The organism is Nocardioides caldifontis, from assembly GCF_008087345.1.
Lineage (GTDB): Bacteria > Actinomycetota > Actinomycetes > Propionibacteriales > Nocardioidaceae > Marmoricola_A > Marmoricola_A caldifontis.
Genome location: NZ_VHIB01000011.1, coordinates 142,573 through 166,588 on the forward strand (window position 1 = coordinate 142,573; position 24,016 = coordinate 166,588).

Consider the following 24,016-nt stretch of genomic DNA (forward strand, 5'->3'; position numbering starts at 1 on the left):
GTCACGCGCGTCGAGGACGACCCGGCCTGCCGGTTCCTCGGGGGGCGTGGCTCCGACGGCGGTGTCGCCGGCGTCGGGCGGGGGAACGGGCTTCGCAGGCTGGGCATGCACGAGTGCGCCTGACCTCCTTCTCCGCCTCACGGGACGGCTCGTTAAAGGACGTCGATCGCCGACACCCTAACAGGGTCAGCCGCAGCCGTTGAGCTGGGCGTCCTGGCCGACCCGCGAGAGCTTGGCCGGGTCGGTGCCGCACTGGACGACCCCGTGGTCGAGCCGCTGCCAGGCCGCGAAGGTGCCGCGCACCTCGGTCGGGCCGGCGTCGGAGGCTCCGTCCTGGCAGACGGTGGCGGTCCAGCGCCCCTCGCTCCGGGTGGCGTAGGCGTAGACGACGTAGGAGCGGTTCTTCCCCGAGGTGTTCCGCAGCCGGAGCGGGACGCGGAGCTCCTCCACCCCGTCGCGGACGACGCCGGCGCCGAGCCGCTCGACGACGGCGGCGCGCAGCGGGCCGGCGACCTCCGCACCCTGCGCGTCGACGATGCCGCTGAACAGCGCCTCGAAGAGCTCGACCTGCTCCCCCTTGGACCGGACGGCGCCTCCCGGGGCGACGCTGTGGACGGTGAACCCGAGGAGCTGCTCGGCCGTCCGGCGCACGTCGACCCGGGCCTCCGGCGTGAAGGCGGCGGGGTCGCACCCCTGCTCGGGCGGGTCGCTGGCGGCCGGGTCGTCGGCCGGCGCCGGAGGCTCGCTGCTCGCGGTGGGGGCCGGCGAGCCGGTGGGGTCCGACGACGGCTCCGTCGGGGAGGCGCTCGGGGACTCGCTGGTCGACTCGCTGGTCGACTCGCTGGGTGTGGGGCTCGCGGCCACGGACCCGGAGGCGTCCTCGGGCCGGTCCTCGTCGGACGAACACCCCGCCAGCGAGCCGGCAATGAGGACGACCGCCCCGACCACGACAACGCCGCCCCGCGCCCACCTCGTGTCCCGAGCCATGACCGGGACCCTAACGACCGGCGCCCGGCTCCCGCGCACCTGGCCGCATCTCTCTGTTCCGCGTCGCCTCCGAGCCCCTACCGTCGGTGGCTCCCGCACGACGAGGAGGAACCGTGGTCGACCGCCCCGAGCTCACCGGAGTCGGAGGTGTCCCCGAGACGCAGCTCGGTGGCGCGCTCGTCGACCGGCTGCCGGAGAACCTGGCCCCGGCGCCGTGGACCTGCCGGTGCGAGGCGGTCGTCTGGCTCTCGCGCGGTGGCCGTGCGGCGGCCGCCGCGACACCGTCCGCCGTGCGCGGCCGGGCGCTCGGCGTCGTCGGCGGGTTCGTCCGCTACGCCGAGACCCCCGTCGGGGCGTACGACGAGGTGCTCGGCCTCGTCGCGTCGGCCGCAGGCAGGCGTGGCTGGGGCAGCGTCGCGTTCATGGCCGTCGACTCCGAGGCCAGCCTCGTCGGCGGCCGCACCAACTGGGCGATGCCGAAGACCCTCGCCTCGTTCACGGGCGGCGTGGGACGCGGCGAGACCTTCGCCGCCACCGGCGCCGACGAGCGCCGTTGGCGGGTCAGCGCGACGCCGGTCCGCGTGGGCCCGGCGCTCCCGGTGCGGCTCGTGGGCACCGCCCGGCAGCAGTTCCCCGGGGGCGCCGTGGGCGCCGCCCACCTCACCGGCCGCGGTCGGGTCCGTCCGGCGCTGGTGCAGGTCGAGGTGGCGTCCGACGGGCCGCTGCCGGCCTGGCTGCGCCCGGGGCGCCACCTGGGCGCCGTGATCGAGTCCGGCGAGTTCGCCCTGGACGCCCCCAGCCCGGAGTGAGGGCCGAGGGGTTCAGCCCAGGTCCTCCAGGGCGTCGAGGACCGCGCGGTGGAAGGTCGGGTAGGCGTAGATCATCGACCGCAGCGTGCTCACCGGCACCCGGCCGTGGATCGCGGTCGTCAACATCGACAGCACCTCGCCGCCGCTCGGCCCCACCGAGGTCGCTCCCACCAGCTGGTCCCCCTCGGCCACCAGCTTGATCAACCCGTCGTTGCCCGCGGCGTGGATGAACCCCCGCGACGAGCTGGGCAGCTGCGCGCTCCCGGTCCGCACGTCGAGCCCCTGCTCGCGGGCCTTCGCCTCGGTGAGCCCGACCGACCCCACCTCGGGGTCGGTGAAGGTCACCCGCGGCAGCGCGCGGAAGTCCGCCTCGGGGCCGTCCTCGCCGAGGATGTCGCGCACGACGATCCCCGAGTGGTACATCGAGGTGTGGGTGAAGGCGCCCTTGCCGGTGACGTCCCCGACCGCCCACAGCCCCTCGACCGGCTCGCCGTCGCGCAGGACCCGCATCCGACCGTCGGTGTCGAGGAACCGTGACGCGGGGTCGAGCCCGACGCTCTCCAGCCCCAGGTCGGCGAGGTTGGCCCGGCGGCCGGCGGCCACCAGGAGGCGGTCGGCCTCGACGGTCTCGCCCTCGAGGGTGACCGTGAACGTGCCGTCGCCGTGGTCCACGCGCTTGATCGTGGTGCCGGCGACCACCCGGATCCCCTCCCCGGTGAACACCGAGGTGACCAGCGCGCTCGCCTCCGGCTCCTCCGGGGCGAGGATCCGGTCGGCGACCTCGAGGACCGTGACCCGGACCCCGAACCGCGCCACGGCCTGCGCGACCTCGCAGCCGATCGCACCGCCCCCGACGACCGCCATGGAGCCCGGCAGCCGGTCCATGCGCACGACGTCGCGGTTGGTCCAGTACGGCGTGGTCGCGAGCCCGTCGACGGGCGGGGCGCCGGGCGCCGTACCGGTGTTGACCACGACGCCGCGGGAGGCACGGTAGGTCCTGCCGTCGACCTCCACCGTCCGGGGGCCGACGAGCCGCGCCAGGCCGTGCACCACCGTGGCCCCGGCGCGTTCGAGCCGCTCGACGGCGACGGTGTCGTCCCAGTCGTCGGTGGCCTCCTCGCGGATCCGCCGGGCGACGTGGGCCCAGTCTGCGACCGTCGTGGCCTCGCCCGCGAGCCCCGGGACGCGGCGGGCCTCGGCCAGGGCGTCGGCGGCCCGGATCATCATCTTGGTCGGGATGCACCCGTAGTAGGGGCACTCGCCGCCCACGAGGTGCTTGTCGACCGCGACGACCGAGAGACCGGCGGCGGCGAGCTTGGTGGCAGCCGCCTCACCGCCGGGACCGAGCCCGACCACGACGACGTCGACGTCGGAGGTGCTGGAGGAACCGCTGCCGGAGGTCATGGGGCCACCCTGCCACTGGAGGGCCACCGTGGTCACCGAACGAGCCCGGTGGAACAGCCGCGACCCCCGACGCAGCGCGGCTGGTTCGCCGTGGATGCGGTTCGGCGACCACGGTGGCCACAGGAGGAAGGTAAGTGGGTCGGGGTTCGACCCTCAACGGAACTACGCAGGATTGCGTACGTCGCGCCCGCTGAGCCGACGTCGCACGTCACGGTAGATCCGGACCGCCAGGAGCCGGTCGTGGACGTCCAGCGCCCGGTAGACGTGGCGCAGGTGCACCTGCACGGTGCGCGGCGAGATCCCGAGCCGCCGCCCGATGGCCTCGGCGGTGAGCCCCTCGTCGAGCAGCTCGAGGACGGCCAGCTGGCGACCGCTCACCCCCAGCTCCCCGGCGAGCGTCTCGGAGTCGACCTCGGCGAGCACCTGGGCCTGGCGGTCGAGCAGCGCGAGCAGCGGCTGCAGCTGGCGGGCGAACGCGACCTCCCCGTCGGAGAAGTCGGTCCCGGCCCGGCCGAGCGTGAACGCTCGGCGCCGCATGCCTTCGCGGAAGTGCATGATCGACATCTGCTGCTGCACCTCGGGCGGCACCAGCGCCTCCCGCAGCTCGTCGCGGTCACGCTCGGTGACCAGCCAGGTGGGGACCCGCTCGATCGTCATCGGCGTGAGGTCGGGCGCGACGGTGTACCAGCGCGGCAGCGGGTGGCGTCGCCAACCGCCGTGGCGCCAGTGCTCCTCGACCTGCGCCACCGGCCAGGTCGGCACCGCCTCGTCGATGGCCACGTCGGCCCCGTCGGACCATCCGCCCACCACATAGCTGCCGAACTCGCGGTGGAGCTGCTCCCGGATCAGCCGGTCGGGAAACGGCCCTGCGTGCAGCACCGCGTCCCTGACCAGGTCGAGCCAGGGATCCAGGCGGCGGTCGGCACGCCGGTCGGTCTGCGGTGCCACCACCGAACGGTAACGCGGGTGGCCTTACTTCGTCAGGCGATGCTGGTCTTGTTCCGCACGATCGTGCCGAGGACGCCGTTGACGAACGACGGCGACTCGTCGGTGGAGAGGTCACGCACCAGCGCCACCGCCTCGCTCACCGCGACGGCGTCGGGGACGTCCTCGCGGTAGAGGACCTCGTAGACGCCGAGCCGCAGCACGTTGCGGTCGACCCCCGGCATCCGCTCGAGCGTCCATCCCTCGGAGTACGACGCGAGCACCTGGTCGATCCGCTCGCGGTGCTCGGCCACCCCCTGCACCAGCGTCACCGTGTAGTCGTTGACAGGCGGCTCGTTGGCCTCCCGCCGCTCCGCGAGCGTGCCGTCGAGCGGCAGCCCCCGGAGCTCGCTCTCGAAGAGCACGTCGAGCGCGCGCTTGCGGGCCTTGGTGCGTGCCGACATCCGGGTGCTCAGCTGGTCACGCGGCCGAGGTAGCTGCTGTCGCGGGTGTCGACCTTGACCTTCTCGCCGGTGGTGATGAACAGCGGGACCTGGATCTCGTGGCCGGTCTCGAGGCGCGCAGGCTTCGTGCCACCGGTGGAACGGTCGCCCTGGAGTCCGGGCTCGGTGTACTCGACGAGGAGCTCGACCGAGGCGGGCAGCTCGATGTAGAGCACGCGGCCCTCGTTGGTGGCCACGATCGCCTCCTGCTGCTCGAGGAGGAAATTGGCGGCGTCACCGACGATGTCGGGGCTGATCTCGAGCTGGTCGTAGGTCGAGGTGTCCATGAAGACGTAGCTGGTGCCGTCGTTGTAGAGGTACTGCATCGTCCGCTTGTCGACGTTCGCGACCTCGACCTTCACGTCGGCGTTGAACGTCTTGTCCACCGTCTTGCCGGACTCGATGTTCTTCAGCTTGGTGCGGACGACGGCGCCGCCCTTGCCAGGCTTGTGGTGCTGGAACCAGATGACCTGCCACAGCTGGCCGTCCAGGTTGAGCACCATGCCGTTCTTCAGGTCGTTGGTCGTCGCCATGCGCAGATGAACCTCGTGAGTCTCAGGGAGCGTGGACCGCGGCGGTCCGAACCGGCCGCGTGGTGGCCACGGATCGTCCCGGGGCCGACCGTTGATCCTACCGGCCGCGCGAGGCCAGCATCCTCCGCACCTCGTCGGCCTGCTGGATCAGCGTCTTGCGGACGACCGGCGCAGCGCCTGCGGCCGCCGCGACGGCCCGGTCGAGGTAGCCGGTGTCCACGCCGTGGAGGGGGAAGAGCCGCCTGGTGTGGACCATCGCCGGGATCATCCCGCCGGCGTCCAGCCCGGGCAGGAGCTCCAGGTACCTCTCGGCGTACGGCGCGAGCAGCTCGTCCTGGCCCGGTCGCCAGAAGGCGCCCGCCACCTGGCCGAAAGCGCCGATCGGCACTCGGCGCTCCACGACCGCGGTCTGCCAGAAGAGCTCCTTCGCCGCGGCGTCCGGCCGCGCGACGCGCACCGCCAGCGCCCGCACCCACGCGTCGGGGTCGGGGTCCCGCTGCTCGAGCCGCTCCACGGCGTTGTCCACGTCCCCGCCGAGCTCGGCGGAGCGCTGCAGCGCGCGCCAGGCGAGGTCGACGTCGTCGCCGGCCTGCCCGGAGAGCCAGGTGACGTCGTCCTGGTCCCCGACGCGGGCCAACCCCCGGAGGGCTACCTGGGCCCGGCCAGGCGTCCCGGCCATGGTCCGGCAGGTCGCCGCGACGGCCCGGGCGAGGTCGGCCCGCTCGCGCCCCGGGGCCCAGAGCTCGACGACGTCGCAGACGCGCCGGATGTAGGGCTCGACGACCGCGTCGCTGGTCTCGACGGCGAGCACGCCGGTGAGGCACTCGACCGCCTCGGCCGGGCTTGCCTCGGCATCGACCAGCATGTCGAGCACGGTGGCCACCGCGACGGCCCGCGAGATCGCGGTCGGCAGCCGCCCTGCGGAGCGGACCAGCACCTCACGCGACGCGGCGTCCGGGCGGACGGTCACGAACGTCAGGTCGTCGTCGTTGACCAGGAAGAGGTCGGCGTCGGCGGGCAGCTCGACCGGCGTCGTCGTGCCCTGCACCTCGACCTCGGCCCGGGCCACCCGTTCCAGACCCGCGCCGGTGTCCCGGTAGGCGCCGACCGCGAGCACGTGCGGCCGGGGCTCGCCCCCGCCGGGGCCCCGGCCGACCAGCGTGAACCGGTCCCCGTCGCGCTCGAGGGTGAACCGGTCGGTGCCGGCGGTCTCCAGCCAGCCCCGGCGCCAGGTGTCGAGGTCCCGTCCGCTGGCCGCGGCCAGCGCGTCGATGAGGTCCTCCAGCGTGGTGCTGCCCCAGGCGTGCTCGGCGAAGTAGGCCGTCATCCCCACCCGGAACCGCTCCTCACCGACGTACGTCATCAGCTGCTGGAGCACCGAGGCGCCCTTGGGGTAGGTGATCGCGTCGAAGATCGAGGCGGCCTGCTCCACGTCGATGATCGGCTGCCGGATCGGGTGCGACGTGGGCCCCTGGTCGGCGAGGTACGCGTCGATCTCGTCGTCGGCGAGGTGGCTCGCCCACGCGTCGGTGTATCGGGTCGCACGCTCGGCGGCCCAGTTGCAGGCGAACTCCGCGAACGCCTCGTTGAGCCAGAGGTCGTCCCACCAGCGCATCGTGACCATGTTGCCGAACCACATGTGCGCCATCTCGTGGAGCAGCACCTTGGCGAGCAGCTCCAGCTCGGCGTGGGTGGGCTCGGCGCGGCGCAGGAACGCGTCGGACCAGGCGACGCACCCGTAGTTCTCCATCGCGCCGCCCAGCTCGGGCAGGAACACCTGGTCGTACTTGCGCTCGGGGAACTCCAGCCCGAAGGCGTCGGCGAAGAAGGCGAGCCCCTGCGCGGTGACGGTGAACAGCTCGTCGGCGTCGCGCTCGAGGATGCTCGCAAGCGACCGCCGGGAGAAGATCCCGAGGTCGTGGCCGCCGACCTCGCGGCGCACCTCGTGGAACGGGCCGGCCAGCACCACCGGGTTGTACGACGACAGCGGCGGCGTGTCCGGGAAGCTCCACCGGAGGGCGTCGCCCTCGTCGACGACCTCCCGGTGCTCCATGTTGCTGACCACCCGCCAGGCGGCCGGCGCCGTGACGGTGAAGCCCCAGCGCGCCTTGAGGTCCGGCTGGTCGAAGCACGCCCAGACGAACCGCGCCTCGTCGGGCTCGAACGACGTCCACAGGTAGACCTCGCCGTCCGCGGGGTCGACCGCCTTGTGGACCCCCTCGCCGTCGGTGGTCTCCCGCTGGACCGTCCGGACCACCAGCACGTTGTCCGCGGCGAGGCCGGGCAGCTCGATGCGCCCCTCCTCCGCCGGCCCGAGCGGCTCGCCGTTCAGGGTCGCCTCCACGACCTCCGCCGCGCAGTCGACGAACGTGGACGCCCCGACCTCCCGGGAGGTGAAGCGGACCGTCGAGGTGCTCCGCAGCTCGGGGCCGGTGGGCAGGTCGGTGAGGTCGACGTCGATGTCGTACCTCTCCACCGCGAGCAGCGCGGCGCGCTCCTCCGCCTCACGCTGGGTCAGGCTGCGGACGGTCATGCGGCTCCTCCACTGGTCCGGGGTCGGCGGCCACCCTAGGTCGGCGCTCCGCGGCGCTCCACCGGGATTCCCCCGCGGACATGAGGACGGGACGTCCAGACAGCCCTCCGTCCCGATCGTGGCAACCACCCGTGCGGGCCATGGGGAGCGCCCCACGGCTCTGGTAGGCGCCGCTCCCGTATCACCCCCTGACGCGCCGGGTTCCTCCACCACCGAGGGCGACTCCCCCGCCCCCCACCCCACCACCCGGATTCCTGGAAGGAAGCCACGTCATGAACCTCACCAAGCTCACCCCGGCTCTCCGGACCCCCAAGGGGCGCCGCATCGCCGCCGCCCTGGTGACCGCCACCGCCGGCGCCGCCGTCGTCGTCCCCGTCCCCTCCGCCTCGGCGGCGGAGATCAGGGTCAACTTCGACGGCGGCACCCCGGGAGCGCCGTGCAACTTCGTCTCGACCGCTCCGCTGCGCAACCAGTACGCCGGGGTCGGGATCCGGTTCCGCGGACCGAGCGCGCTGGACGGCGGCGCGGTCCTCGACACCTGCGCGAACTTCGGCGGCGTCAACCCGCGCAGCGGCCTGCGGTTCCTGGCGTTCAACGCCTTCGCCGGGCCGATGACCAACGGCGGCACGCCACGAGGGCCCGAGCACATCCTGTTCAACAAGCGCATGAAGAAGGTGAGCATCTGGGTGTCGCAGGGCGGCGGCGTGCTCGGCACCCCGACGTTCAAGCTCGTCGGCAAGCGGAACGGGAACACCATCCGGACGGCAACGGCGACGACGAACACCGCCGACTGGGTCAAGCTGACGATCAACCAGAAGAAGGGGTTCGACAAGGCGGTGCTCAGCGTCACCGGTGACCCGAACCGCGCCTGGGTCGCCGACGACCTCGTCGTCCGCCGCTGACCTCGCCGCCCCGAGGTCGACCAGGGTCGTCACCGCGCCGGCCACTAGGCTGACGCGGTGACGACCTGGTTCGACTCCCCCGCGGACGCGGCGAAGCGGCTCCACGACAGCGGCTACCTCGCCGACACCGCTACCGCGACGACGGCGTACCTGGCGGGCGCCCTGGAGAAGCCGCTCCTCGTCGAGGGGCCGGCCGGTGTCGGGAAGACCGAGCTGGCCAAGGCGGTCGCCCGTGCGACCGGCGCGGAGCTGGTCAGGCTCCAGTGCTACGAAGGGCTCGACGAGGCCCGCGCTCTTTATGAGTGGAACTACAAGAAACAGCTGCTGCGCATCCAGGCCGCCGGCGACCAGTCGTGGGAGCAGACGCACGACGACATCTTCACCGAGGAGTTCCTGCTCACCCGGCCGCTGCTGACCGCGATCCGCCGCGAGGAGCAGACGGTGCTGCTCGTCGACGAGGTCGACAAGACCGACGTCGAGGTCGAAGGGCTGCTGCTCGAGGTGCTCTCGGACTTCCAGGTCACGATCCCCGAGATGGGCACGGTCAGCGCCGTCCGACGCCCGTTCGTCGTGCTCACCTCCAACGCCACGCGCGAGCTCTCCGAGGCCGTGAAGCGGCGGTGCCTCTTCCTCCACCTCGACTACCCCGACGCCGCCCGGGAGAAGGAGATCGTCGTCTCCCAGGTCCCCGGCGTCGCCGACCGGCTCGCCGCCGAGCTGGTCGAGACGGTCGCCCGCCTCCGCGAGCTCGAGCTCAAGAAGGCGCCGTCGATCGCGGAGTCCGTCGACTGGGCCCGCACGCTGGTCGCGCTCGAGGTCGACGACCTCGACGAGGAGGCGGTCGGCGCCACGCTGGGCGTCGTCCTCAAGCACGCCTCCGACCAGGACAAGGCGCTCGCCGCGCTGCGCGGCCACCAGGCCGGCGCCCGCCGACGCTGAGGGTCCCATGGCGCTGCTCGACCGGCACATCGCGTTCGTGGAGGCGCTCCGCGCCGCGGGGCTCCCCGTGTCGCTCTCGGAGGACCTCGACGCGGTCGAGGCGGTCACGCAGCTCGGGCTCGCCGACCGCGAGGCGCTCCGCGCCGGGCTCGCCGCCACGCTGGTGAAGCGGGAAGGCCACCGCACCAGCTTCGACGCGCTGTTCGACCTCTGGTTCCCGCCGCTGCTCGGCGCCGGCGTCGGCGGTCACGGCGCCCCGCCGGAGGACGAGGACGACCGCACCGCCGAGCAGGTCGCCCAGGTGCTGCGGACGGAGGTCGAGGCGCTGCGCCAGGAGCTCAGCCAGGCGCTCCAGGACGAGGACGCCGACCGGCTCCGCGAGCTCACCCAGGAGGCGGTCGGCCGGTTCGGCGCGATGCCCGGTCGCGGGCAGGGGCTGTCGTCGTGGTCGTCGTACAACGCGCTGCAGCGCATCGACCCGGACACCGTGGTGCTGCGGCTCGCCCGGGCCCTGATGGCAGGCTCCGACGACCGCCGCCCGCTGTCGGAGGAGCTCGCGATGCGGACCGCGACCCGGCGCGTGGAGGGGTGGCGGCGCCAGGTCGAGGGCGAGGTACGCCGCCGCGTGGCCGAGGAGAAGGGCGCCGAGCACGTCGCCCGCACCACCGTCCGGCCGAGCGTCGACCGGATCCCCTTCACCGCCGCGCGGCGCGGGGAGATCGAGGAGATGCGGCGGCAGATCTACCCGCTGGCGCGTCGGCTCGCGAGCCGTCTCGCCAAGGAGCAGCACGCCCGGCGCCGCGGCCCCCTGGACTTCCGCCGCACCGTCCGGGCGTCGGTGTCCACCGGCGGGGTCCCGCTCACCACCCACCACCGGCCGAGGCGGCCGCACCGCACAGAGCTCGTGGTGCTCTGCGACGTGAGCGGCTCGGTGGCGAACTTCGCGGCCTTCACGCTGCTGCTCGTCTACGCGCTGCAGGAGCAGTTCTCGAAGGTGCGGGCCTTCACCTTCGTCGACGACGTCGCCGAGGTCACCGGCGAGTTCCGCGCGGGCGCCGACCCGGAGGAGACGCTGACCCGGCTCACCGAGAGCGCGCGGCACGCGTCGCTGTGGGGACGCACCGACTACGGCCGGGCGCTGCGCGAGTTCCGCTCCCGGTTCGGCGACGCGGTCGGACCGCGCTCGAGCCTGCTGGTGCTCGGCGACGCACGGTCCAACTACACCGACCCTCGGCTCGACGTGCTCCGCGACCTCGCCGACCGCGCCCGGCACGCCTGGTGGCTCAACCCCGAGGCAACGGCCCAGTGGGACACCGGCGACTCGGCGGCCTCGCAGTACGGCGAGGTGGTGCCGATGGTCGAGTGCCGCAACCTCGCCCAGCTCACCGCCTTCGTGCACGACATCGTCTGACTGAGCGCGGGTCGAGACCACGACCGAGCGAAGACCCTGCGTTCCACGGTCTTGGGCGATGTTGCGGAACCTGCTGCGCCCGCATCGGCTAAAGAGCGGTGTCGATGGGCCCGAGACTTCCCGCGAGACCAGAAGAGAGATGAGTCAGCCATGCGTACCGGCACGTTCCAGCGGGCCGTCGGAGTGATCGTGATCGCTACCGCGGGCCTCGGCGCAGTCCTGCTGCTCTGGCTCGCCGTACTCGCCGGCGGCAAGAGCCCTGAGCCCGCGCCGACCGAAGGCTTGCTGTTCGGGACCTGGAACGTGTTCTATGACACTCAGCTGCCGTCGCCGCGGGTCATGCTCGCCGCCGCGGCGCTGGCCGCCCTCTTCGCCGTCGGGGTCGCCGCCGTGGAGCAACGCATCGCCAACCGTGCGCGACGGTCCACCAACGGAGAGGCGACTCCGTTGTCACCGAAGGTCGTCATGGCGGCTACTCACGGCATCTACGCAGGGCCGGTGACGGTCACCGTGTTGATCCCGGCTCACAACGAAGAGGGCACGATCGGGGCTACGGTGCGCTCGCTGATGGCCCAGTCACACCAGCCGGAGCGGGTCATCGTCATCGCAGACAACTGCACCGATGCAACGGTCGCTATCGCGCGTGGTGCCGGCGTGGAGGTCCTCAGCACCGTCGGCAACACGAAGAAGAAGGCTGGAGCCCTCAACCAGGCGCTCAAGCAACTGCTTCCCGAGCAGAGGGACAACGACCTCGTCATGGTGATGGACGCCGACACCGTCCTCGACGCGGGCTTCCTCGAGGCGGCAGTGCGGCGTTTCAGGAGCGACCGAGCGCTGATGGCGGTGGGTGGCCTCTTCTATGGCGAGGAGGGCGCGGGGATGCTGGGCCAGTTCCAACGCAACGAATACATCCGCTACGCGCGCGAGATGCGCCGGCGGCGGGGTCGTGTGTTCGTCCTGACCGGCACGGCATCGCTCTTCCGGCCGGTTGCCCTACGCACCGTGGCGAACAGCCGAGGTCGAGCAATCCCGGGCACGCACGGTGACGTCTACGACACCGCCGCATTGACCGAGGACAACGAGCTGACCATCGCGTTGAAGTCGCTGGGCGGCCTCATGATCTCACCGCATGAGTGCACGGTGGTGACGGAGGTGATGCCGACATGGCGAACGCTCTGGGCGCAACGTCTGCGTTGGCAACGGGGTGCACTGGAGAACCTGGGCGCGTACGGCATCACTCGACAGACCTTCCGCTACTGGGCTCAGCAGTTCGGGATCGGCTACGGCGTGATCGCGCTGGGCGCCTACCTCGTGCTCATGTCGATCGCGGCGCTGTCGATGGAGCACTGGATCGTCTATCCGTTCTGGGCCGGGCTGGGCGCACTCTTCATGGCCGAGCGGGTGCTGACGGTGTGGAACGGCGGCTGGCAGGCCCGACTGCTCGCACTCATGCTGATTCCCGAGCTGATCTTCGCCCTGTTCCTCAACGCGTCGTTCGTCCGCGGAACGGTCGACATCTTCCTGGGGCGTCAGGCCGGGTGGAAACACCTCCAACGGAGCTCCGACCTCGAGCCGGCACCCGCGGCTTGACGATCCCTCACGACTGCCACCTCTTGTGTGAAAGCTGCCACGATGCTGCCCGAATCCGTCATGCACTCAGGCCCCTTTGCGATCCTCGCGACCTTCGTCGCCATCAACACGATGATGTACGCCGCCTTGGCCGTCGGGAAGCTGCTGCCGAAGGTCTACGTCTCGGACGCACTCCACCGACGGGTGCAACGCGACGATGACCGCAGCATCTACCCGCCGCCTTCCCAGCATGCGCCGCACGACGACGTTCCCACCGCACCGGCCGAAGCCACGACCGGAAGGCGGTACGACCATGCAGCTTGACACCTACAGCCTCCGTGTTGCGTTCGGCGTGATGTCGGTGGCCCTGCTCGTCTTGTTCTACTTCGTGACCTATCGCGGCACGCGATCCGCCTACAGCGGCTGGTGGTGCGCTGCCCTCGCAGCCTTCCAGAGTGGCTCCTTCGCGTACTTGCTGGACGGCACCGACCAGCGTTGGTGGGCCAACCCGCTGGGTAACGGGCTGCTCGTCGTCGGCGCAGCGAGCGTCTGGGCAGGAGCGCGGTCGTTCCGCGCGACGCGGATCCATCGATGGGGATTCACTCTCGCACCTCTCGCTACCACGCTGGCCGCCGCGCTCGACAGCCCCGGGACCAATACCTGGGCAGGTGGACCCGTCTTCCTGGGCTCGATGACCATCATGATCGCTCTGGCGTCACGCGAGCTGTGGAAGCTCGACACCGGCACCCACCGCGCCATGTCCCTCGCCGCGGGCGGGCTCGCGCTGTACTACGCAGCACGGCTGGTCGCCTACATCGCGGTCGGTCCAGACGCCCGCGCCTTCCTCACGTGGTTCGGCTCCGCCGTCACCACCCTGGTGACGATGGTGCTCCTCGTCTTCGTCTCCTTCACGATCACCGCGCTCAGCAACGAACAGAGCCAGAACGATCTCCGCGGACGTGCGACGCGGGACGGCCTCACCGGCGTCCTCAACCGCAACACGTTCCTCGAGATGGCCGCAGACCGGCTGCGCTCCATGAAGCGGACGGGCTCCTCGGGATCACTCATCCTCGCCGACCTCGACCACTTCAAGCAGGTCAACGACACCTACGGACATGCGGCGGGCGACGCCGCCATCCAGGCCTTCGCCGAAGCATGCCGCAACACCGTTCGCTCCACCGACCTGGTGGGCCGCTACGGCGGCGAGGAGTTCGTGCTCCTGCTGCCCGGAGCCGAAGGCAGCATCGCAGAGGCAGTGGCTGCACAGGTGAGCCTCCGGCTCCGAGCAGCAGAACAGGCTTACCCGTTCCCGCTGCCCACGGTCAGCTACGGCATCGCCTCCGTCGACGGCTCCACCACCGACCTCGGCGATGTCATTTCGGCAGCGGACGTTGCCCTGTACCGCGCCAAGGACGGCGGGCGGAACCGTGCCGTCCACGCCTCGGGGGTCGCGGAGGGAAGGATGCAGGCGACCGAATCCCTGCTGGCCCGCTGACGTCGGCAAGCCGGCACTGATGTCGGGCACGCTCCTGCAGAACGGGGAAGACGACCGCGGGCGGACCCACCGTCCGCGGCGACCTGCCCCCGCGGGGTCAGCCCGAGACGGAGCGGAACGCCTGCTCGAGCAGCTGCTCGTCGGGCCCCTCGAGCACCGCGGGTCGCGCGAGCCCGTCGAGGACCAGGAACCGGAGGAGGTCGCCGCGGGTCTTCTTGTCGATCCGCATGGTCGCCAGCAGCTCCGGCCAGCCGGCTCCGGCGTACGACGTGGGCAGCCCGACCGAGGCCAGCACCGCCCGGTGACGCTCCGCGGTGGCGTCGTCGAGCCGGCCCGCGAGCCGGGCGAGCTCGGCGACGAAGACCATGCCGATCGAGACCGCGGCGCCGTGGCGGAACCGGTACCCCTCCGCCCGCTCGATGGCGTGGGCGAGCGTGTGGCCGTAGTTCAGCGCCTCGCGGCCGGGGTGGCCACCGGTGCCACCGGTCTCCTTGAGGTCCCAGGAGACCACGTCGATCTTCACGCGGATCGCCCGCTCCACGAGCTCGCGGAGCTCGGGAGTGCCCACCGTCAGCGCCGTCTCCGGGGAGCGCTCGACGATCTCGAGGATCGTCGGGTCGGCGATGAAGCCGCACTTCACGACCTCCGCCATCCCGCTCACCAGCTCCTCGCGCGGCAGCGACTGCAGCACGGCGAGGTCGCAGAGGACGCCGGCGGGCTCGTGGAACGAGCCGACGAGGTTCTTCCCCTCCCCGGTGTTGATGCCGGTCTTGCCCCCGACCGCGGCGTCGACCATTGCGAGCAGGGTCGTCGGCATGTGCACCACGCGGACGCCGCGCAGCCAGGTGGCCGCGACGAAGCCGCCCATGTCGGTGGTCGCACCACCGCCGACGGTGACGACGACGTCGGAGCGGGTGAACCCGTTGCGGCCGAGCACCTGCCAGCAGAACGACGCCACCGAGGCGTCCTTGGCCGCCTCGCCGTCGGGGACCTCGATCGCGTGGGCGGCGTAGCCGTGCTCGGCGAGGAACTCGCGGACCCACTGCCCCATCCCGGTCAGCATCCGCGGGTGGATGACCGCCACGCGCCGCGCGGCGGGTCCCACGAGCCCGGGGAGCCGGTCGACGATGCCGGGGCCGACCAGCACGTCGTAGCGGCTCGCCGCGCTGTCCGGCCCTCCGAGGCTCAGCGTCGTCGGTCCGGTCGTCGGCTCCGTCACCGAGCGTCCTCCCTCTCGATCGTCTCGACCGCGGCGGCGACCGCCTCCGCGACCTCGTCGGCGTCCCGTCCGTCGGTCTCCACCACCGCGGCGGCCACCGCCTCGTAGATCGGCAGCCGCTCGTCGAGGAGCGCCTTCATCCGTGACCGCACGTTGCCGAGCAGCAGCGGCCGCCCGGTGCCGAGCCCGACCCGCTTCGCGGCGTCAGCCAGCCCCACCTTAAGGAAGACCACGGGGTGGCCGGCGAGCGCCTGGCGGGTGCGCGGGTCGAGGACGGCCCCCCCGCCGAGCGCCAGCACGCCGTCGTGCTCGGCCAGCGCCGCGAGGACCGCCTCGTGCTCCAGGGCGCGGAAGTGCTCCTCCCCCGACTCCACGAAGATGTCGGAGACCGAGCGGCCCTCCCGGGCCTCGACGTCCTGGTCGGTGTCGCGCAGGGCGACGCCCCAGCGCTGCGCCAGCCGCTCGCCCACGGTGGTCTTGCCGGCCCCCATCGGCCCCACGAGGACGACGCGGGGCCCCTGCCCAGCGGTCACCGGTACCTCAGCGTGTCGAGGTACCCCTCGACGTTGCGGCGCGTCTCCTGCACCGAGTCACCGCCGAACTTCTCCAGCACCGCGTCGGCGAGGACGAGGGCCACCATCGCCTCCGCCACGATGCCGGCAGCCGGGACGGCGCAGACGTCGGAGCGCTGGTGGTGGGCCACCGCGGCCTCGCCGGTGGCGACGTCGACGGTGCGCAGCGCCCGCGGGACGGTCGCGATCGGCTTCATCGCCGCGCGCACGCGCAGAACCTCGCCGGTCGACATGCCGCCCTCGGTGCCACCCGACCTCCCCGAGGTACGCCGGACGCCGTCCTCGGTCCCGACGATCTCGTCGTGGGCCTGCGAGCCGGGGACCTCGGCGAGGCCGAACCCGTCACCGAGCTCGACGCCCTTGATCGCCTGGATCCCCATCAGCGCCCCGGCCAGCCGCGCGTCGAGGCGACGGTCCCAGTGCACGTGGCTGCCGAGCCCCGGGGGGAGCCCGTGGACCGCGACCTCGACGACCCCGCCGAGCGTGTCGCCGTCCTTGTGGGCCTGGTCGATCTCCGCGACCATCGCCTTGCTCGCGTCGGCGTCGAGGCAGCGCACCGGGTCGGCGTCGAGGTAGGGCACGTCGGCCGGCGTCGGCACGGAGCCGTAGGGCGCCACGGCGCTGCCGATCCGCACCACGTGCGAGACGATTCCCGCGCCGGTGGCCTGCTGCACGAAGGCGGCCGCGACCGCGCCGAGCGCGACCCGCGCCGCGGTCTCGCGTGCGGAGGCCCGCTCGAGGACCGGTCGGGCCTCGTCGAAGTCGTACTTCTGCATCCCCACCAGGTCGGCGTGGCCGGGGCGGGGACGGGTCAGCGGGGCGTTGCGCGCCGAGCCCTCCAGCTCCACGGGGTCGACCGGGTCGGCCGACATGACCTTCTCCCACTTGGGCCACTCGGTGTTGCCGACCCGGATCGCGACCGGCCCGCCCTGCGTCCTGCCGTGGCGGATCCCGCCGACGACCTCGATCTCGTCCTGCTCGAACTTCATCCGGGCGCCGCGGCCGTAGCCGAGGCGGCGACGGGCCAGCGCGTCCGCGATGTCCGTCGAGGTGACGGCGACGTGGGCGGGCATCCCTTCGAGGATGGCGACCAGGGCAGGGCCGTGGGACTCGCCCGCGGTGAGCCAACGAAGCATGGGGCCCAGTCTCCCACGGGGGTCGGTCACGACCTCCCGGAGTACCAGTCCGCGGCCCATTCGCCGGTCAGGACGCCGACCACGGCGCCGAGCAGCATGAAGGGGCCGAAGGGGTACGCCTTGCGGTCGACGATCCGCAGGGCGCTGAGCAGGGCACCGCCGAGCCCGCCGAGCAGGAACCCGGCGTAGACGCCCACGAGCAGGGCGCCCCAGCCGGAGAAGCCGAGGGCGATCCCGAGGAGGCCGGACAGCCGCACGTCGCCGTACCCCATGCCGCGGGGGTAGATGAGCCACATCAGCAGGAAGGTGCCGCCGGCGACGGCCCACCCCCATCCTGCGCGGGCGAGGTCGTCCCAGTCGCCGAGCGCCCCGGCGACGAGCGCGAGCGCGATCACCACCAGGTAGGAGGGGGCGATGACCTTGGTGGGCAGCAGCCGGGTGCGCCAGTCGACGACGGCGAGTGCGACGCCGACGGGCACGAGGTACATCAGCACCAGCAGGTCCCACTGCCAACCGACGACCGCACCGAGCAGCCCGCCGACCACCGCGGCGGCCACCCCGGCCTTCCAGGCCAGCCCGGGCAGCGCGGCGATGGAGGTGTAGAGCTCCTTGGGCTCCTCGGCGACCGTGTCCGGCGGGACGACGGACTCGACGGGCTCGCTGAGGTCCTCGGGGGTGGAGGCGTCGGCCTCGTCGACCTCGTCCTCCGGCGACGCCGGCTCCGGGATCCGGCCGATCAGCGTCGGCACCCCGAGCCCGGTCAGGAACCCCACGCCGGCCATCACGGCCGCGGTGTCGAGGTACCAGGTCATGGTGCGCGAGCCTAGGGGACCCGTCCGGCGCTCCGTGCGCTCATCCCCAGGTGCTCGTCATCGTGCCGCGAGCGCGGCCTCTCCCGCTGCCCGCATCGCCGCCAGCGGGGCGGGCTGCCCGGTCATGAGCTCCACCTGGAGCGCCGCCTGGTGGACCAGCAGGTCGAGCCCGCCGACGAGCGGCTGCCCCCGCTCGGCGGCTTGGGCGGCCAGCGGCGTCGGCCACGGGTGGTAGAGCACCTCGAAGACCACCGAGGCGCCGGCCGCGTGGCGCAGCACCGCGTCGTCCTGGGCCGAAGCCGGGATCGTGGAGGCGACCAGCTCGGTGTCGGGGAGCGTCGAGCCGAGCCGCGCCACCGTGACCGCCGGCGGAGAGGGGTGCCGCTCCACCGCGGCCAGGGTGTCGGCGGCCCGCGCGGGCTCCCGTACCAGCAGCGTCGCGGTCGGGCACCCCAGGTCGCCGAGCGCCAGCAGCAGCGACGCGGCGGTCGCTCCCCCGCCGACCACCGTCGCCGAGCCGACCGGCCCCTCCCAGCGCTCCCGCAGCGCCGCCACCGCGCCGGGGACGTCGGTGTTGTGGCCCACCCGTCGCCCTGCGTCGAGGACCACGGTGTTCGCGGCCTGCGCCTCCACCGCCCGCCCGAGCACCTCGTCGAGCAGCGGCACGACCGCCCGCTTCAGCGGCATCGTGAGCGACAGCCCCCGCCACTCCGCCCGGAGGTCGTCGAGGAACCCGGGCAGCCCGGCCTCGTCGACCTCGACGGCGTCGTACCTCCAGTCGAGGCCGAGCTCGGCGTACGCCGCGCGGTGGAGCGCGGGCGAGAGCGAGTGCGCGATCGGGCTGCCGAGCACGGCGCAGCGACGAGGTCCGGCCACGGCGCTCAGCAGCGGTCGGAGCCGTCGCAGAACGCCGCCAGCTCCTCGTTCTTCAACCGCAGGAACTCGTCGTAGTCCTCGGTGAACTTGGTCTCGCCGGTGTCCAGGTTCACCGTCACGTAGTAGACCCAGTCGCCCTCGGGCGGGTTCGCCGCCGCCTCGATCGCGGCGTCGCCCGGGGACTCGATCGGCCCCGGCGGGAGGCCGGGGTACTTCCGGGTGTTGTACGGCGAGTCCACCTCGAGCTGCTCCGAGGTGAGACCGAGCCCCAGGTCACGGCCGAGGGCGTAGTTGACGGTCGCGTCGATCTGCAGCAGCCCGTTGGTGGCGTCGGTCTCCAACCGGTTGTAGATCACCCGGGCGACCTTGCCGCGGTCCTCGGCCCGGCTCGCCTCCGACTCGACGAGGCTGGCGATCGTCATCAGCTCGCCAGGCGAGTAGTCGAGCTCCTTCGCGCGCTGCTCCAGCCCGGCCTCGTCCGCCGCCTGACGCCACCGCGCCACCATCGCGGCGAGCATCGAGGTCGCGTCGTCATTCGGCCCGAAGGCGTAGGTGGCCGGGAAGAGGTACCCCTCCGGGTTCCCCTTCGCGTACGACGGGAGGCCGATCCCCTCGGCGTCCTTCGAGGCCCTCTTCAGGTCACGGAGGGAGACGTCGGTGGCCTTCGCGATCCGCGCCAGCGTCTCCTCGACCCGGAGCCCCTCGGGGACGGTGACCGTGTTGCTCACCAGGTTGTCGGGGTCGACCAGCACCTCGAGGGCGGCCTCGGCCGACATCTCCTCCTTGAGCTCGTAGAACCCGACCTGGATTCCGCGGGAGTCCGGGTTCTCCGCCGCCGCGTCGGTGAACGCCTCCTGGCTGGCCACCACGCCGGCGTCGACGAGGTTGCGGCCGATCGCGGAGGAGCTGTCGCCCTCGCGGACCTCGAAGACCACCGATCCCTTGCCGCCGCCGGAGTAGTCCTCCGGACCGGCGAAGAGGTCCTGGAGCTTGCCGACCCCGGCGAAGAGCGCGAAGCCGCCGCCGACCACGAGGACGGCGACCACCACGAGCACGGCCAGGCAGCTCTTCAGCCCGTTGCGGGGGCGGACCGGGTCGTCCTGCGCGGGCTCGTCGTAGCCCTGGTCGTCGTAGCCCTGGTCGTACGCCTGGTCGTAGCCGTCCTCGGCGTAGCCGTGCTCCCGCCCGGCGTGCTCGTCGTCACCGAAGAGCGCGAACGGCTGCCCCGCCGGCGGGTCGGCATGGGCGTCGCCCCGGTCGTCGCGCTGGTCGCTCACGGTTCCCTCTCGTCGGCCGTGTCGGGGGCGCTCACGGCCTCCCCGGCCGGTCGCCCCGTGCCACGTTCGGTGTCCAGTGCATTCTGCAGGATGACGACTGCGGCCGCCTGGTCCACGACGGCACGCCGCTTCTTGCCCTTTCTTCCCCGTTCGCGCAGCGCCGACTCCGCGGTCACCGTGCTCAACCTCTCGTCGGCGAGCCGCACGGTCGTGCCGTCGGGGGCGAGCGCACCGGCGAGCTCGGCGGCGAACGCCCGGGCCTTCGCGGCGGCCGGCCCCTCCCCGCCGGAGAGCGACCGCGGGAGCCCGACCACCGCCTCGACGGCGTCGAGCTCCCGGGCGATCTCCCGGATCCGGACGAGGTCGCCGGCCCCTCGCGCCACGGTCTCGACCGGTGTCGCGATCAGCCCGGCGGGGTCGCTGCTGGCGACGCCGATCCGGACGTCCCCCACGTCGATCCCGAGCCGGACCCCGCGCCTCACGAGCCCGTGACGGTGTCGTGGACCTGGGTGCGGAGCCGGTTGAGGGCCTCGTCGGCCTTCGCGGCGTCGGCGCCGCCGCCCTGGGCGACGTCGTCCTTGCCGCCACCGCGGCCGCCGAGGGTCTCCGCAGCGGCGCGGACCAGGGCGTTCGCGGACAGCCCCTGGGCCCGGGCCGCGTCGTTGACCGCGACGACGACCGAGGCGCGCCCGTCGACCGAGCCGACGACGGCGACGACCGCTGCGCGGTCCGACGGGAAGCGGCCGCGCACGTCGAGGGTCAGCTTGCGCACGTCGCCGGCGTCGGCACCGTCGGCGCGGTGGCCCACGAAGGAGACCCCGCCGAGGTCCTCCGCCGCGGCGGCGAGCTCGCCCGCGGCCGCGAGCAGCTGGGCCACCCGCACCCGCTCGATCTCCTTCTCCGCGGAGCGGAGCCGGTCGACGAGGTCGGCGACCCGTTCGGGCAGCTCCTCCGGGCGCGCCTTGAGCGCCTCGCTGAGCTGGGCCACGAGGACGTGCTCGCGGGCCAGGAACCGGTAGGCGTCGGAGCCGACCAGTGCCTCGACCCGACGGACCCCGGAGCCGATCGAGGACTCCCCGAGCAGCTTGACCACCCCGAGGTTCGCCGACCGGGGGGTGTGGGTGCCGCCGCAGAGCTCGCGGGCCCAGTCGCCGACCGAGATCACGCGCACCTGGTCGCCGTACTTCTCGCCGAAGAGGGCCATCGCCCCCGAGCGCACCGCCTCGGCCTGGCTCATGATCTCGGCGTGCACCGGCAGGTCGGCGAGCACGAGGTCGTTCACGCGCGCCTCGACGTCGGCGAGCACCGACGGGGGCACCGCCCCGGTCGCGGAGAAGTCGAACCGGAACCGGCCGGGCGCGTTCTCCGACCCCGCCTGGGTCGCGGTGTCGCCGAGCGCCTCGCGGAACGCCTTGTGCACCATGTGGGTCGCGGTGTGGGCGCGGCTGATCGACAGCCGGCGCTCGACGTCGACCAGCGCTTGTGCCTGCTCGCCGACGGTGACCTCTCCCGCCACCACCTTCGCCTGGTGGACGATCAGCCCGCTGATCGGCGACTGCACGTCGAGGACCTGGAGCCGGGCGCCGTTGCCGAGCTGGATCAGCCCCTGGTCGGCGAGCTGGCCACCGCCCTCGGCGTAGAACGGGGTGCGGTCGAGCACCAGCTCGATCTCGTCGCCCTCGTGCGCCGCCTGCGCGGTGCCGTCGCCGGCGAGGATGCCGCGGACGGTCCCCTCGCTGACCACCTCGTCGTACCCGGTGAACTGGACCGCGCTGCCGAGGCTGTCCGCGAGCGCCCGGTAGTGGTGGGTGTCGCCGTGCTTGGCCTTCTTCGCCTTCGCGTCGGCCTTCGCCCGCTCGCGCTGCTGCGCCATCAGCCGGCGGAACCCCTCCTCGTCGACGGCGAGCCCCTGCTCGGAGGCCATCTCGAGGGTGAGGTCGATCGGGAAGCCGTAGGTGTCGTGCAAACGGAAAGCCTGTTCTCCCGTCAGCGACGCCGTGGCTGAGTTGCGCGCCTCGCCGACCGCCACGTCGAAGATCTGCGTGCCCGCCTTGAGGGTGGAGCGGAACGCGTCCTCCTCGGCGTAGGCGACGGTGGAGATCCGCTCCCACTGCAGCTCGAGCTCGGGGTACGACGCCTTCATCCGGTCACGGCTGACCGGCATCAGCTCGGGGAGCACGCGGTCCTCGACGCCGAGCAGCCGCATCGACCGCACGGCGCGGCGGAGCAACCGGCGGAGGACGTAGCCGCGGGCCTCGTTGCCGGGGGTGACGCCGTCGCCGATCAGCATCATCGCGCTGCGCACGTGGTCGGCGACGACGCGGAACCGCACGTCGTCGTCGTGGTCGGCGCCGTAGCGGCGGCCGGAGAGCTCGCTGGCCTTCTCGATGACCGGGAAGATCTCGTCGATCTCGTACATGTTCTGCTTGCCCTGCAGCAGGTACGCCACCCGCTCGAGCCCCATGCCGGTGTCGATGTTCTTCGCCGGCAGGTCGCCCTCGATGTCGAAGTCGTCCTTGGCGCGGACCTCGGAGAGCTTCGACTGCATGAAGACGAGGTTCCAGATCTCCAGGAACCGGTCCTCGTCGGCCTCGGGGCCGCCGTCGGGGCCGTACTCCGGGCCGCGGTCGACGTAGATCTCGCTGCACGGGCCGCCGGGGCCTGGCACCCCCATGTGCCAGTAGTTGTCCTTGAGGCCACGGCGTTGGATCCGCTCCTCGGGGAGCCCCGCGATCCGCTTCCAGAGCTGGGCGGACTCGTCGTCGTGGTGCTCGACGGTGACCCAGATCCGGTCGGGCGCGAAGCCCAGACCACCCTCGTCGACCGAGCCGGTGACCAGCCGCCAGGCGTTCTCGATCGCGCCGTCCTTGAAGTAGTCGCCGAACGAGAAGTTGCCGTTCATCTGGAAGAACGTGCCGTGCCGGGTGGTCTTCCCGACCTCCTCGATGTCGAGGGTGCGCACGCACTTCTGCACGCTCACCGCGCGCGGGTAGGGCGGCGTCTCCTGGCCGAGGAAGTACGGCTTGAACGGGACCATGCCGGCGTTGACGAACAGCAGGTTGGGGTCGTCGAGGAGCAGCGAGGCCGACGGCACGTGGGTGTGGCCGCGCCCCTCGAAGTGCGCGATGAACCGTCGACGGATCTCGGCGGTCTCCATCAGTTGTCGTCCCTTCCGGTGCTGTGGGTCTCGTCGTGCTGGTCGGCCTGGTCGGCATGGTCGGCTTGATCGGCCTGGTCGGCGCGCGGGGCGAGCTGCAGGTGGCGCCGCCCCTCGAGCCGGGCCGGTCCCTCATCGGGCACCAGGGACAGCCTCTCGCGCAACTCGGTTTCCTTCACGGCCGCCCCCGTGCGCACCTCGTCGGCGAGCACCCGGGCGCCCGCGAACCAGCCGGTCAGCCGGTCGTGCACGCCGTCCACGGTGAGCGCCTCGGCCGCGCGGCGGACCTTCGTCGTGGCGTAGACGCCGGCGGCGGCGCCGGCGACGAACCACCAGCTCTTCACGCGGCGTGCCCCTCGCCGCCCTGGCCACGGGAGCGGGACTGCGCCTTGACGATGCGCAGGAGGCGGCGGGCCTGCCGCTCCTCACGCTTCCGGTTGCGGCGGGAGCGGCGGCGGGCGACGTGCGCCTCGGCGGCGGCCCGGTCGAGGACGTCCGGCGACAGCGCCCGTCGTACGCCGTGGCCGAGGGCGACCGTGCGGACGACCGCGTCGACGGCCCTGCGCCCCAGCGGCCCGCGCCGCTGCCGGGCCAGGGTGCTGACCAGCCGCTCCTCGAGGAGGTCGGCGACCGGTGGCTGCGGAGCCCGGGCGAGGTCGAGCCGGACCGGCGCCAGCTCGTCGGGGTCCCCGAGGGAGGTGATGACGTACTCCCGGTCCAGGTCGGCGACCCGCCGGGCCTCGACGACCTCGTCGGAGAGCTCCTCGACCCGCTGGTGGAGGGCGTCGACCGCGTCCCGGGAGGTGCGGAGCTCGGCGAGCAGCTGCTGCTCGCGGGCGAGGGACGCGCGCTTCGACCGGCGTACGGCGGCGACGGCGAGCACGACGACCAGCACGGCCACCACCGCGACGGCAGCGGCGGCGAGGACGCCCGGCGTGCCGACGGAATCCATGGGAGG

The 24,016-nt window shown here is 72.8% G+C and carries 23 protein-coding genes; 7 read left to right on the top strand and 16 right to left on the bottom strand.

Features of this window, described 5'->3' with window-relative positions; all coding sequences use genetic code 11:
• Window positions 1-186: 186 nt before the first annotated feature.
• The gene (locus tag FIP57_RS17900; RefSeq protein ID WP_148574904.1) at window positions 187-987 is read right to left on the bottom strand and encodes a hypothetical protein; all 801 of its coding nucleotides are present in this window, start codon (window positions 985-987) and stop codon (window positions 187-189) included.
• A 113-nt stretch (window positions 988-1,100) separates the two neighbouring features.
• Between FIP57_RS17900 and FIP57_RS17905 the strand changes: the two genes are divergently transcribed.
• Entirely contained in the window at window positions 1,101-1,796 is a 696-nt protein-coding gene (locus FIP57_RS17905; RefSeq protein WP_148574905.1) for an acetoacetate decarboxylase family protein, read from the top strand.
• A gap of 12 nt (window positions 1,797-1,808) precedes the next feature.
• Here the strand turns inward: FIP57_RS17905 and FIP57_RS17910 are convergent, their stop codons facing one another.
• From FIP57_RS17910 to pepN, 5 genes are all read right to left on the bottom strand, one after another.
• Window positions 1,809-3,200: a dihydrolipoyl dehydrogenase family protein gene (locus tag FIP57_RS17910; protein WP_148574906.1), complete on the bottom strand. Its 1,392-nt coding sequence runs from the start codon at window positions 3,198-3,200 to the stop codon at window positions 1,809-1,811.
• 162 nt (window positions 3,201-3,362) lie between these two features.
• A complete protein-coding gene (locus tag FIP57_RS17915; RefSeq protein WP_148574907.1) occupies window positions 3,363-4,148 on the bottom strand; it encodes a response regulator transcription factor in 786 nt (261 codons plus the stop codon).
• 32 nt (window positions 4,149-4,180) lie between these two features.
• Window positions 4,181-4,588 carry a transcription antitermination factor NusB gene (gene nusB, locus FIP57_RS17920; RefSeq protein WP_148574908.1) on the bottom strand — a complete coding sequence of 136 codons (408 nt, stop codon included), beginning with the start codon at window positions 4,586-4,588 and terminating at the stop codon, window positions 4,181-4,183.
• Window positions 4,589-4,596: 8 nt separating this feature from the next.
• The gene (efp, locus tag FIP57_RS17925; protein ID WP_148574909.1) at window positions 4,597-5,160 is read right to left on the bottom strand and encodes an elongation factor P; all 564 of its coding nucleotides are present in this window, start codon (window positions 5,158-5,160) and stop codon (window positions 4,597-4,599) included.
• 97 nt (window positions 5,161-5,257) lie between these two features.
• Window positions 5,258-7,693: an aminopeptidase N gene (gene pepN / locus FIP57_RS17930; protein WP_148574910.1), complete on the bottom strand. Its 2,436-nt coding sequence runs from the start codon at window positions 7,691-7,693 to the stop codon at window positions 5,258-5,260.
• Window positions 7,694-7,965: 272 nt separating this feature from the next.
• Between pepN and FIP57_RS17935 the strand changes: the two genes are divergently transcribed.
• The 6 genes from FIP57_RS17935 to FIP57_RS17960 all read left to right on the top strand — a co-directional run bounded on the left by FIP57_RS17935 (window position 7,966) and on the right by FIP57_RS17960 (window position 14,009).
• Window positions 7,966-8,595, top strand: a complete 630-nt coding sequence (locus tag FIP57_RS17935; protein WP_148574911.1) for a hypothetical protein — start codon at window positions 7,966-7,968, stop codon at window positions 8,593-8,595.
• A gap of 57 nt (window positions 8,596-8,652) precedes the next feature.
• On the top strand, window positions 8,653-9,534 hold the full coding sequence (locus tag FIP57_RS17940) for an AAA family ATPase (RefSeq protein WP_148574912.1): 882 nt from the start codon (window positions 8,653-8,655) through the stop codon (window positions 9,532-9,534).
• Window positions 9,535-9,541: 7 nt separating this feature from the next.
• Window positions 9,542-10,945, top strand: a complete 1,404-nt coding sequence (locus tag FIP57_RS17945) for a vWA domain-containing protein (RefSeq protein ID WP_148574913.1) — start codon at window positions 9,542-9,544, stop codon at window positions 10,943-10,945.
• 150 nt (window positions 10,946-11,095) lie between these two features.
• Entirely contained in the window at window positions 11,096-12,535 is a 1,440-nt protein-coding gene (locus tag FIP57_RS17950; protein ID WP_148574914.1) for a glycosyltransferase family 2 protein, read from the top strand.
• Window positions 12,536-12,577: 42 nt separating this feature from the next.
• The gene (locus tag FIP57_RS17955) at window positions 12,578-12,838 is read left to right on the top strand and encodes a hypothetical protein (RefSeq protein ID WP_148574915.1); all 261 of its coding nucleotides are present in this window, start codon (window positions 12,578-12,580) and stop codon (window positions 12,836-12,838) included.
• The gene (locus FIP57_RS17960; protein WP_203231331.1) at window positions 12,765-14,009 is read left to right on the top strand and encodes a GGDEF domain-containing protein; all 1,245 of its coding nucleotides are present in this window, start codon (window positions 12,765-12,767) and stop codon (window positions 14,007-14,009) included. Before FIP57_RS17955 ends, FIP57_RS17960 begins: the two co-directional genes overlap by 74 nt.
• 97 nt (window positions 14,010-14,106) lie before the next feature.
• On the opposite strand, the gene aroB is transcribed toward FIP57_RS17960, so the two are convergent.
• From aroB to FIP57_RS18010, 10 genes are read right to left on the bottom strand one after another with little or no spacing between them, the layout of a single operon-like run.
• The gene (aroB, locus tag FIP57_RS17965; RefSeq protein ID WP_238993572.1) at window positions 14,107-15,228 is read right to left on the bottom strand and encodes a 3-dehydroquinate synthase; all 1,122 of its coding nucleotides are present in this window, start codon (window positions 15,226-15,228) and stop codon (window positions 14,107-14,109) included.
• Complete coding sequence (locus tag FIP57_RS17970) at window positions 15,225-15,761, bottom strand: shikimate kinase (protein ID WP_476739178.1); 537 nt, start codon at window positions 15,759-15,761, stop codon at window positions 15,225-15,227. Before FIP57_RS17970 ends, aroB begins: the two co-directional genes overlap by 4 nt.
• Entirely contained in the window at window positions 15,758-16,936 is a 1,179-nt protein-coding gene (gene aroC, locus FIP57_RS17975; protein WP_148574916.1) for a chorismate synthase, read from the bottom strand. The genes FIP57_RS17970 and aroC overlap by 4 nt, the downstream gene beginning before the upstream one ends.
• A gap of 26 nt (window positions 16,937-16,962) precedes the next feature.
• Window positions 16,963-17,748, bottom strand: a complete 786-nt coding sequence (locus FIP57_RS17980; RefSeq protein ID WP_148574917.1) for a prepilin peptidase — start codon at window positions 17,746-17,748, stop codon at window positions 16,963-16,965.
• A gap of 57 nt (window positions 17,749-17,805) precedes the next feature.
• Window positions 17,806-18,624, bottom strand: a complete 819-nt coding sequence (locus tag FIP57_RS17985) for a shikimate dehydrogenase (protein WP_148574918.1) — start codon at window positions 18,622-18,624, stop codon at window positions 17,806-17,808.
• A gap of 5 nt (window positions 18,625-18,629) precedes the next feature.
• Window positions 18,630-19,901 carry an endolytic transglycosylase MltG gene (mltG, locus tag FIP57_RS17990; RefSeq protein ID WP_148574919.1) on the bottom strand — a complete coding sequence of 424 codons (1,272 nt, stop codon included), beginning with the start codon at window positions 19,899-19,901 and terminating at the stop codon, window positions 18,630-18,632.
• Complete coding sequence (gene ruvX / locus FIP57_RS17995) at window positions 19,898-20,383, bottom strand: Holliday junction resolvase RuvX (RefSeq protein WP_148574920.1); 486 nt, start codon at window positions 20,381-20,383, stop codon at window positions 19,898-19,900. The genes mltG and ruvX overlap by 4 nt, the downstream gene beginning before the upstream one ends.
• On the bottom strand, window positions 20,380-23,058 hold the full coding sequence (gene alaS, locus FIP57_RS18000) for an alanine--tRNA ligase (protein ID WP_148574921.1): 2,679 nt from the start codon (window positions 23,056-23,058) through the stop codon (window positions 20,380-20,382). Before alaS ends, ruvX begins: the two co-directional genes overlap by 4 nt.
• Complete coding sequence (locus FIP57_RS23360; protein WP_162529857.1) at window positions 23,058-23,402, bottom strand: DUF6167 family protein; 345 nt, start codon at window positions 23,400-23,402, stop codon at window positions 23,058-23,060. Before FIP57_RS23360 ends, alaS begins: the two co-directional genes overlap by 1 nt.
• Complete coding sequence (locus FIP57_RS18010; RefSeq protein ID WP_148574923.1) at window positions 23,399-24,010, bottom strand: hypothetical protein; 612 nt, start codon at window positions 24,008-24,010, stop codon at window positions 23,399-23,401. Before FIP57_RS18010 ends, FIP57_RS23360 begins: the two co-directional genes overlap by 4 nt.
• Window positions 24,011-24,016 lie beyond the last annotated feature (6 nt).

Bases quoted from the DNA above. Each gene is read 5' to 3' on its own strand.
- FIP57_RS17900 (WP_148574904.1), bottom strand. From the start codon at position 987: ATGGCTCGGGACACGAGGTGGGCGCGGGGCGGCGTTGTCGTGGTCGGG.
- FIP57_RS17910 (WP_148574906.1), bottom strand. From the start codon at position 3,200: ATGACCTCCGGCAGCGGTTCCTCCAGCACCTCCGACGTCGACGTCGTC.
- nusB (WP_148574908.1), bottom strand. From the start codon at position 4,588: ATGTCGGCACGCACCAAGGCCCGCAAGCGCGCGCTCGACGTGCTCTTC.
- efp (WP_148574909.1), bottom strand. From the start codon at position 5,160: ATGGCGACGACCAACGACCTGAAGAACGGCATGGTGCTCAACCTGGAC.
- pepN (WP_148574910.1), bottom strand. From the start codon at position 7,693: ATGACCGTCCGCAGCCTGACCCAGCGTGAGGCGGAGGAGCGCGCCGCG.
- FIP57_RS17935 (WP_148574911.1), top strand. From the start codon at position 7,966: ATGAACCTCACCAAGCTCACCCCGGCTCTCCGGACCCCCAAGGGGCGC.
- FIP57_RS17945 (WP_148574913.1), top strand. From the start codon at position 9,542: ATGGCGCTGCTCGACCGGCACATCGCGTTCGTGGAGGCGCTCCGCGCC.
- FIP57_RS17950 (WP_148574914.1), top strand. From the start codon at position 11,096: ATGCGTACCGGCACGTTCCAGCGGGCCGTCGGAGTGATCGTGATCGCT.
- FIP57_RS17955 (WP_148574915.1), top strand. From the start codon at position 12,578: ATGCTGCCCGAATCCGTCATGCACTCAGGCCCCTTTGCGATCCTCGCG.
- FIP57_RS17960 (WP_203231331.1), top strand. From the start codon at position 12,765: ATGCGCCGCACGACGACGTTCCCACCGCACCGGCCGAAGCCACGACCG.
- aroC (WP_148574916.1), bottom strand. From the start codon at position 16,936: ATGCTTCGTTGGCTCACCGCGGGCGAGTCCCACGGCCCTGCCCTGGTC.
- FIP57_RS17980 (WP_148574917.1), bottom strand. From the start codon at position 17,748: ATGACCTGGTACCTCGACACCGCGGCCGTGATGGCCGGCGTGGGGTTC.
- alaS (WP_148574921.1), bottom strand. From the start codon at position 23,058: ATGGAGACCGCCGAGATCCGTCGACGGTTCATCGCGCACTTCGAGGGG.
- FIP57_RS18010 (WP_148574923.1), bottom strand. From the start codon at position 24,010: ATGGATTCCGTCGGCACGCCGGGCGTCCTCGCCGCCGCTGCCGTCGCG.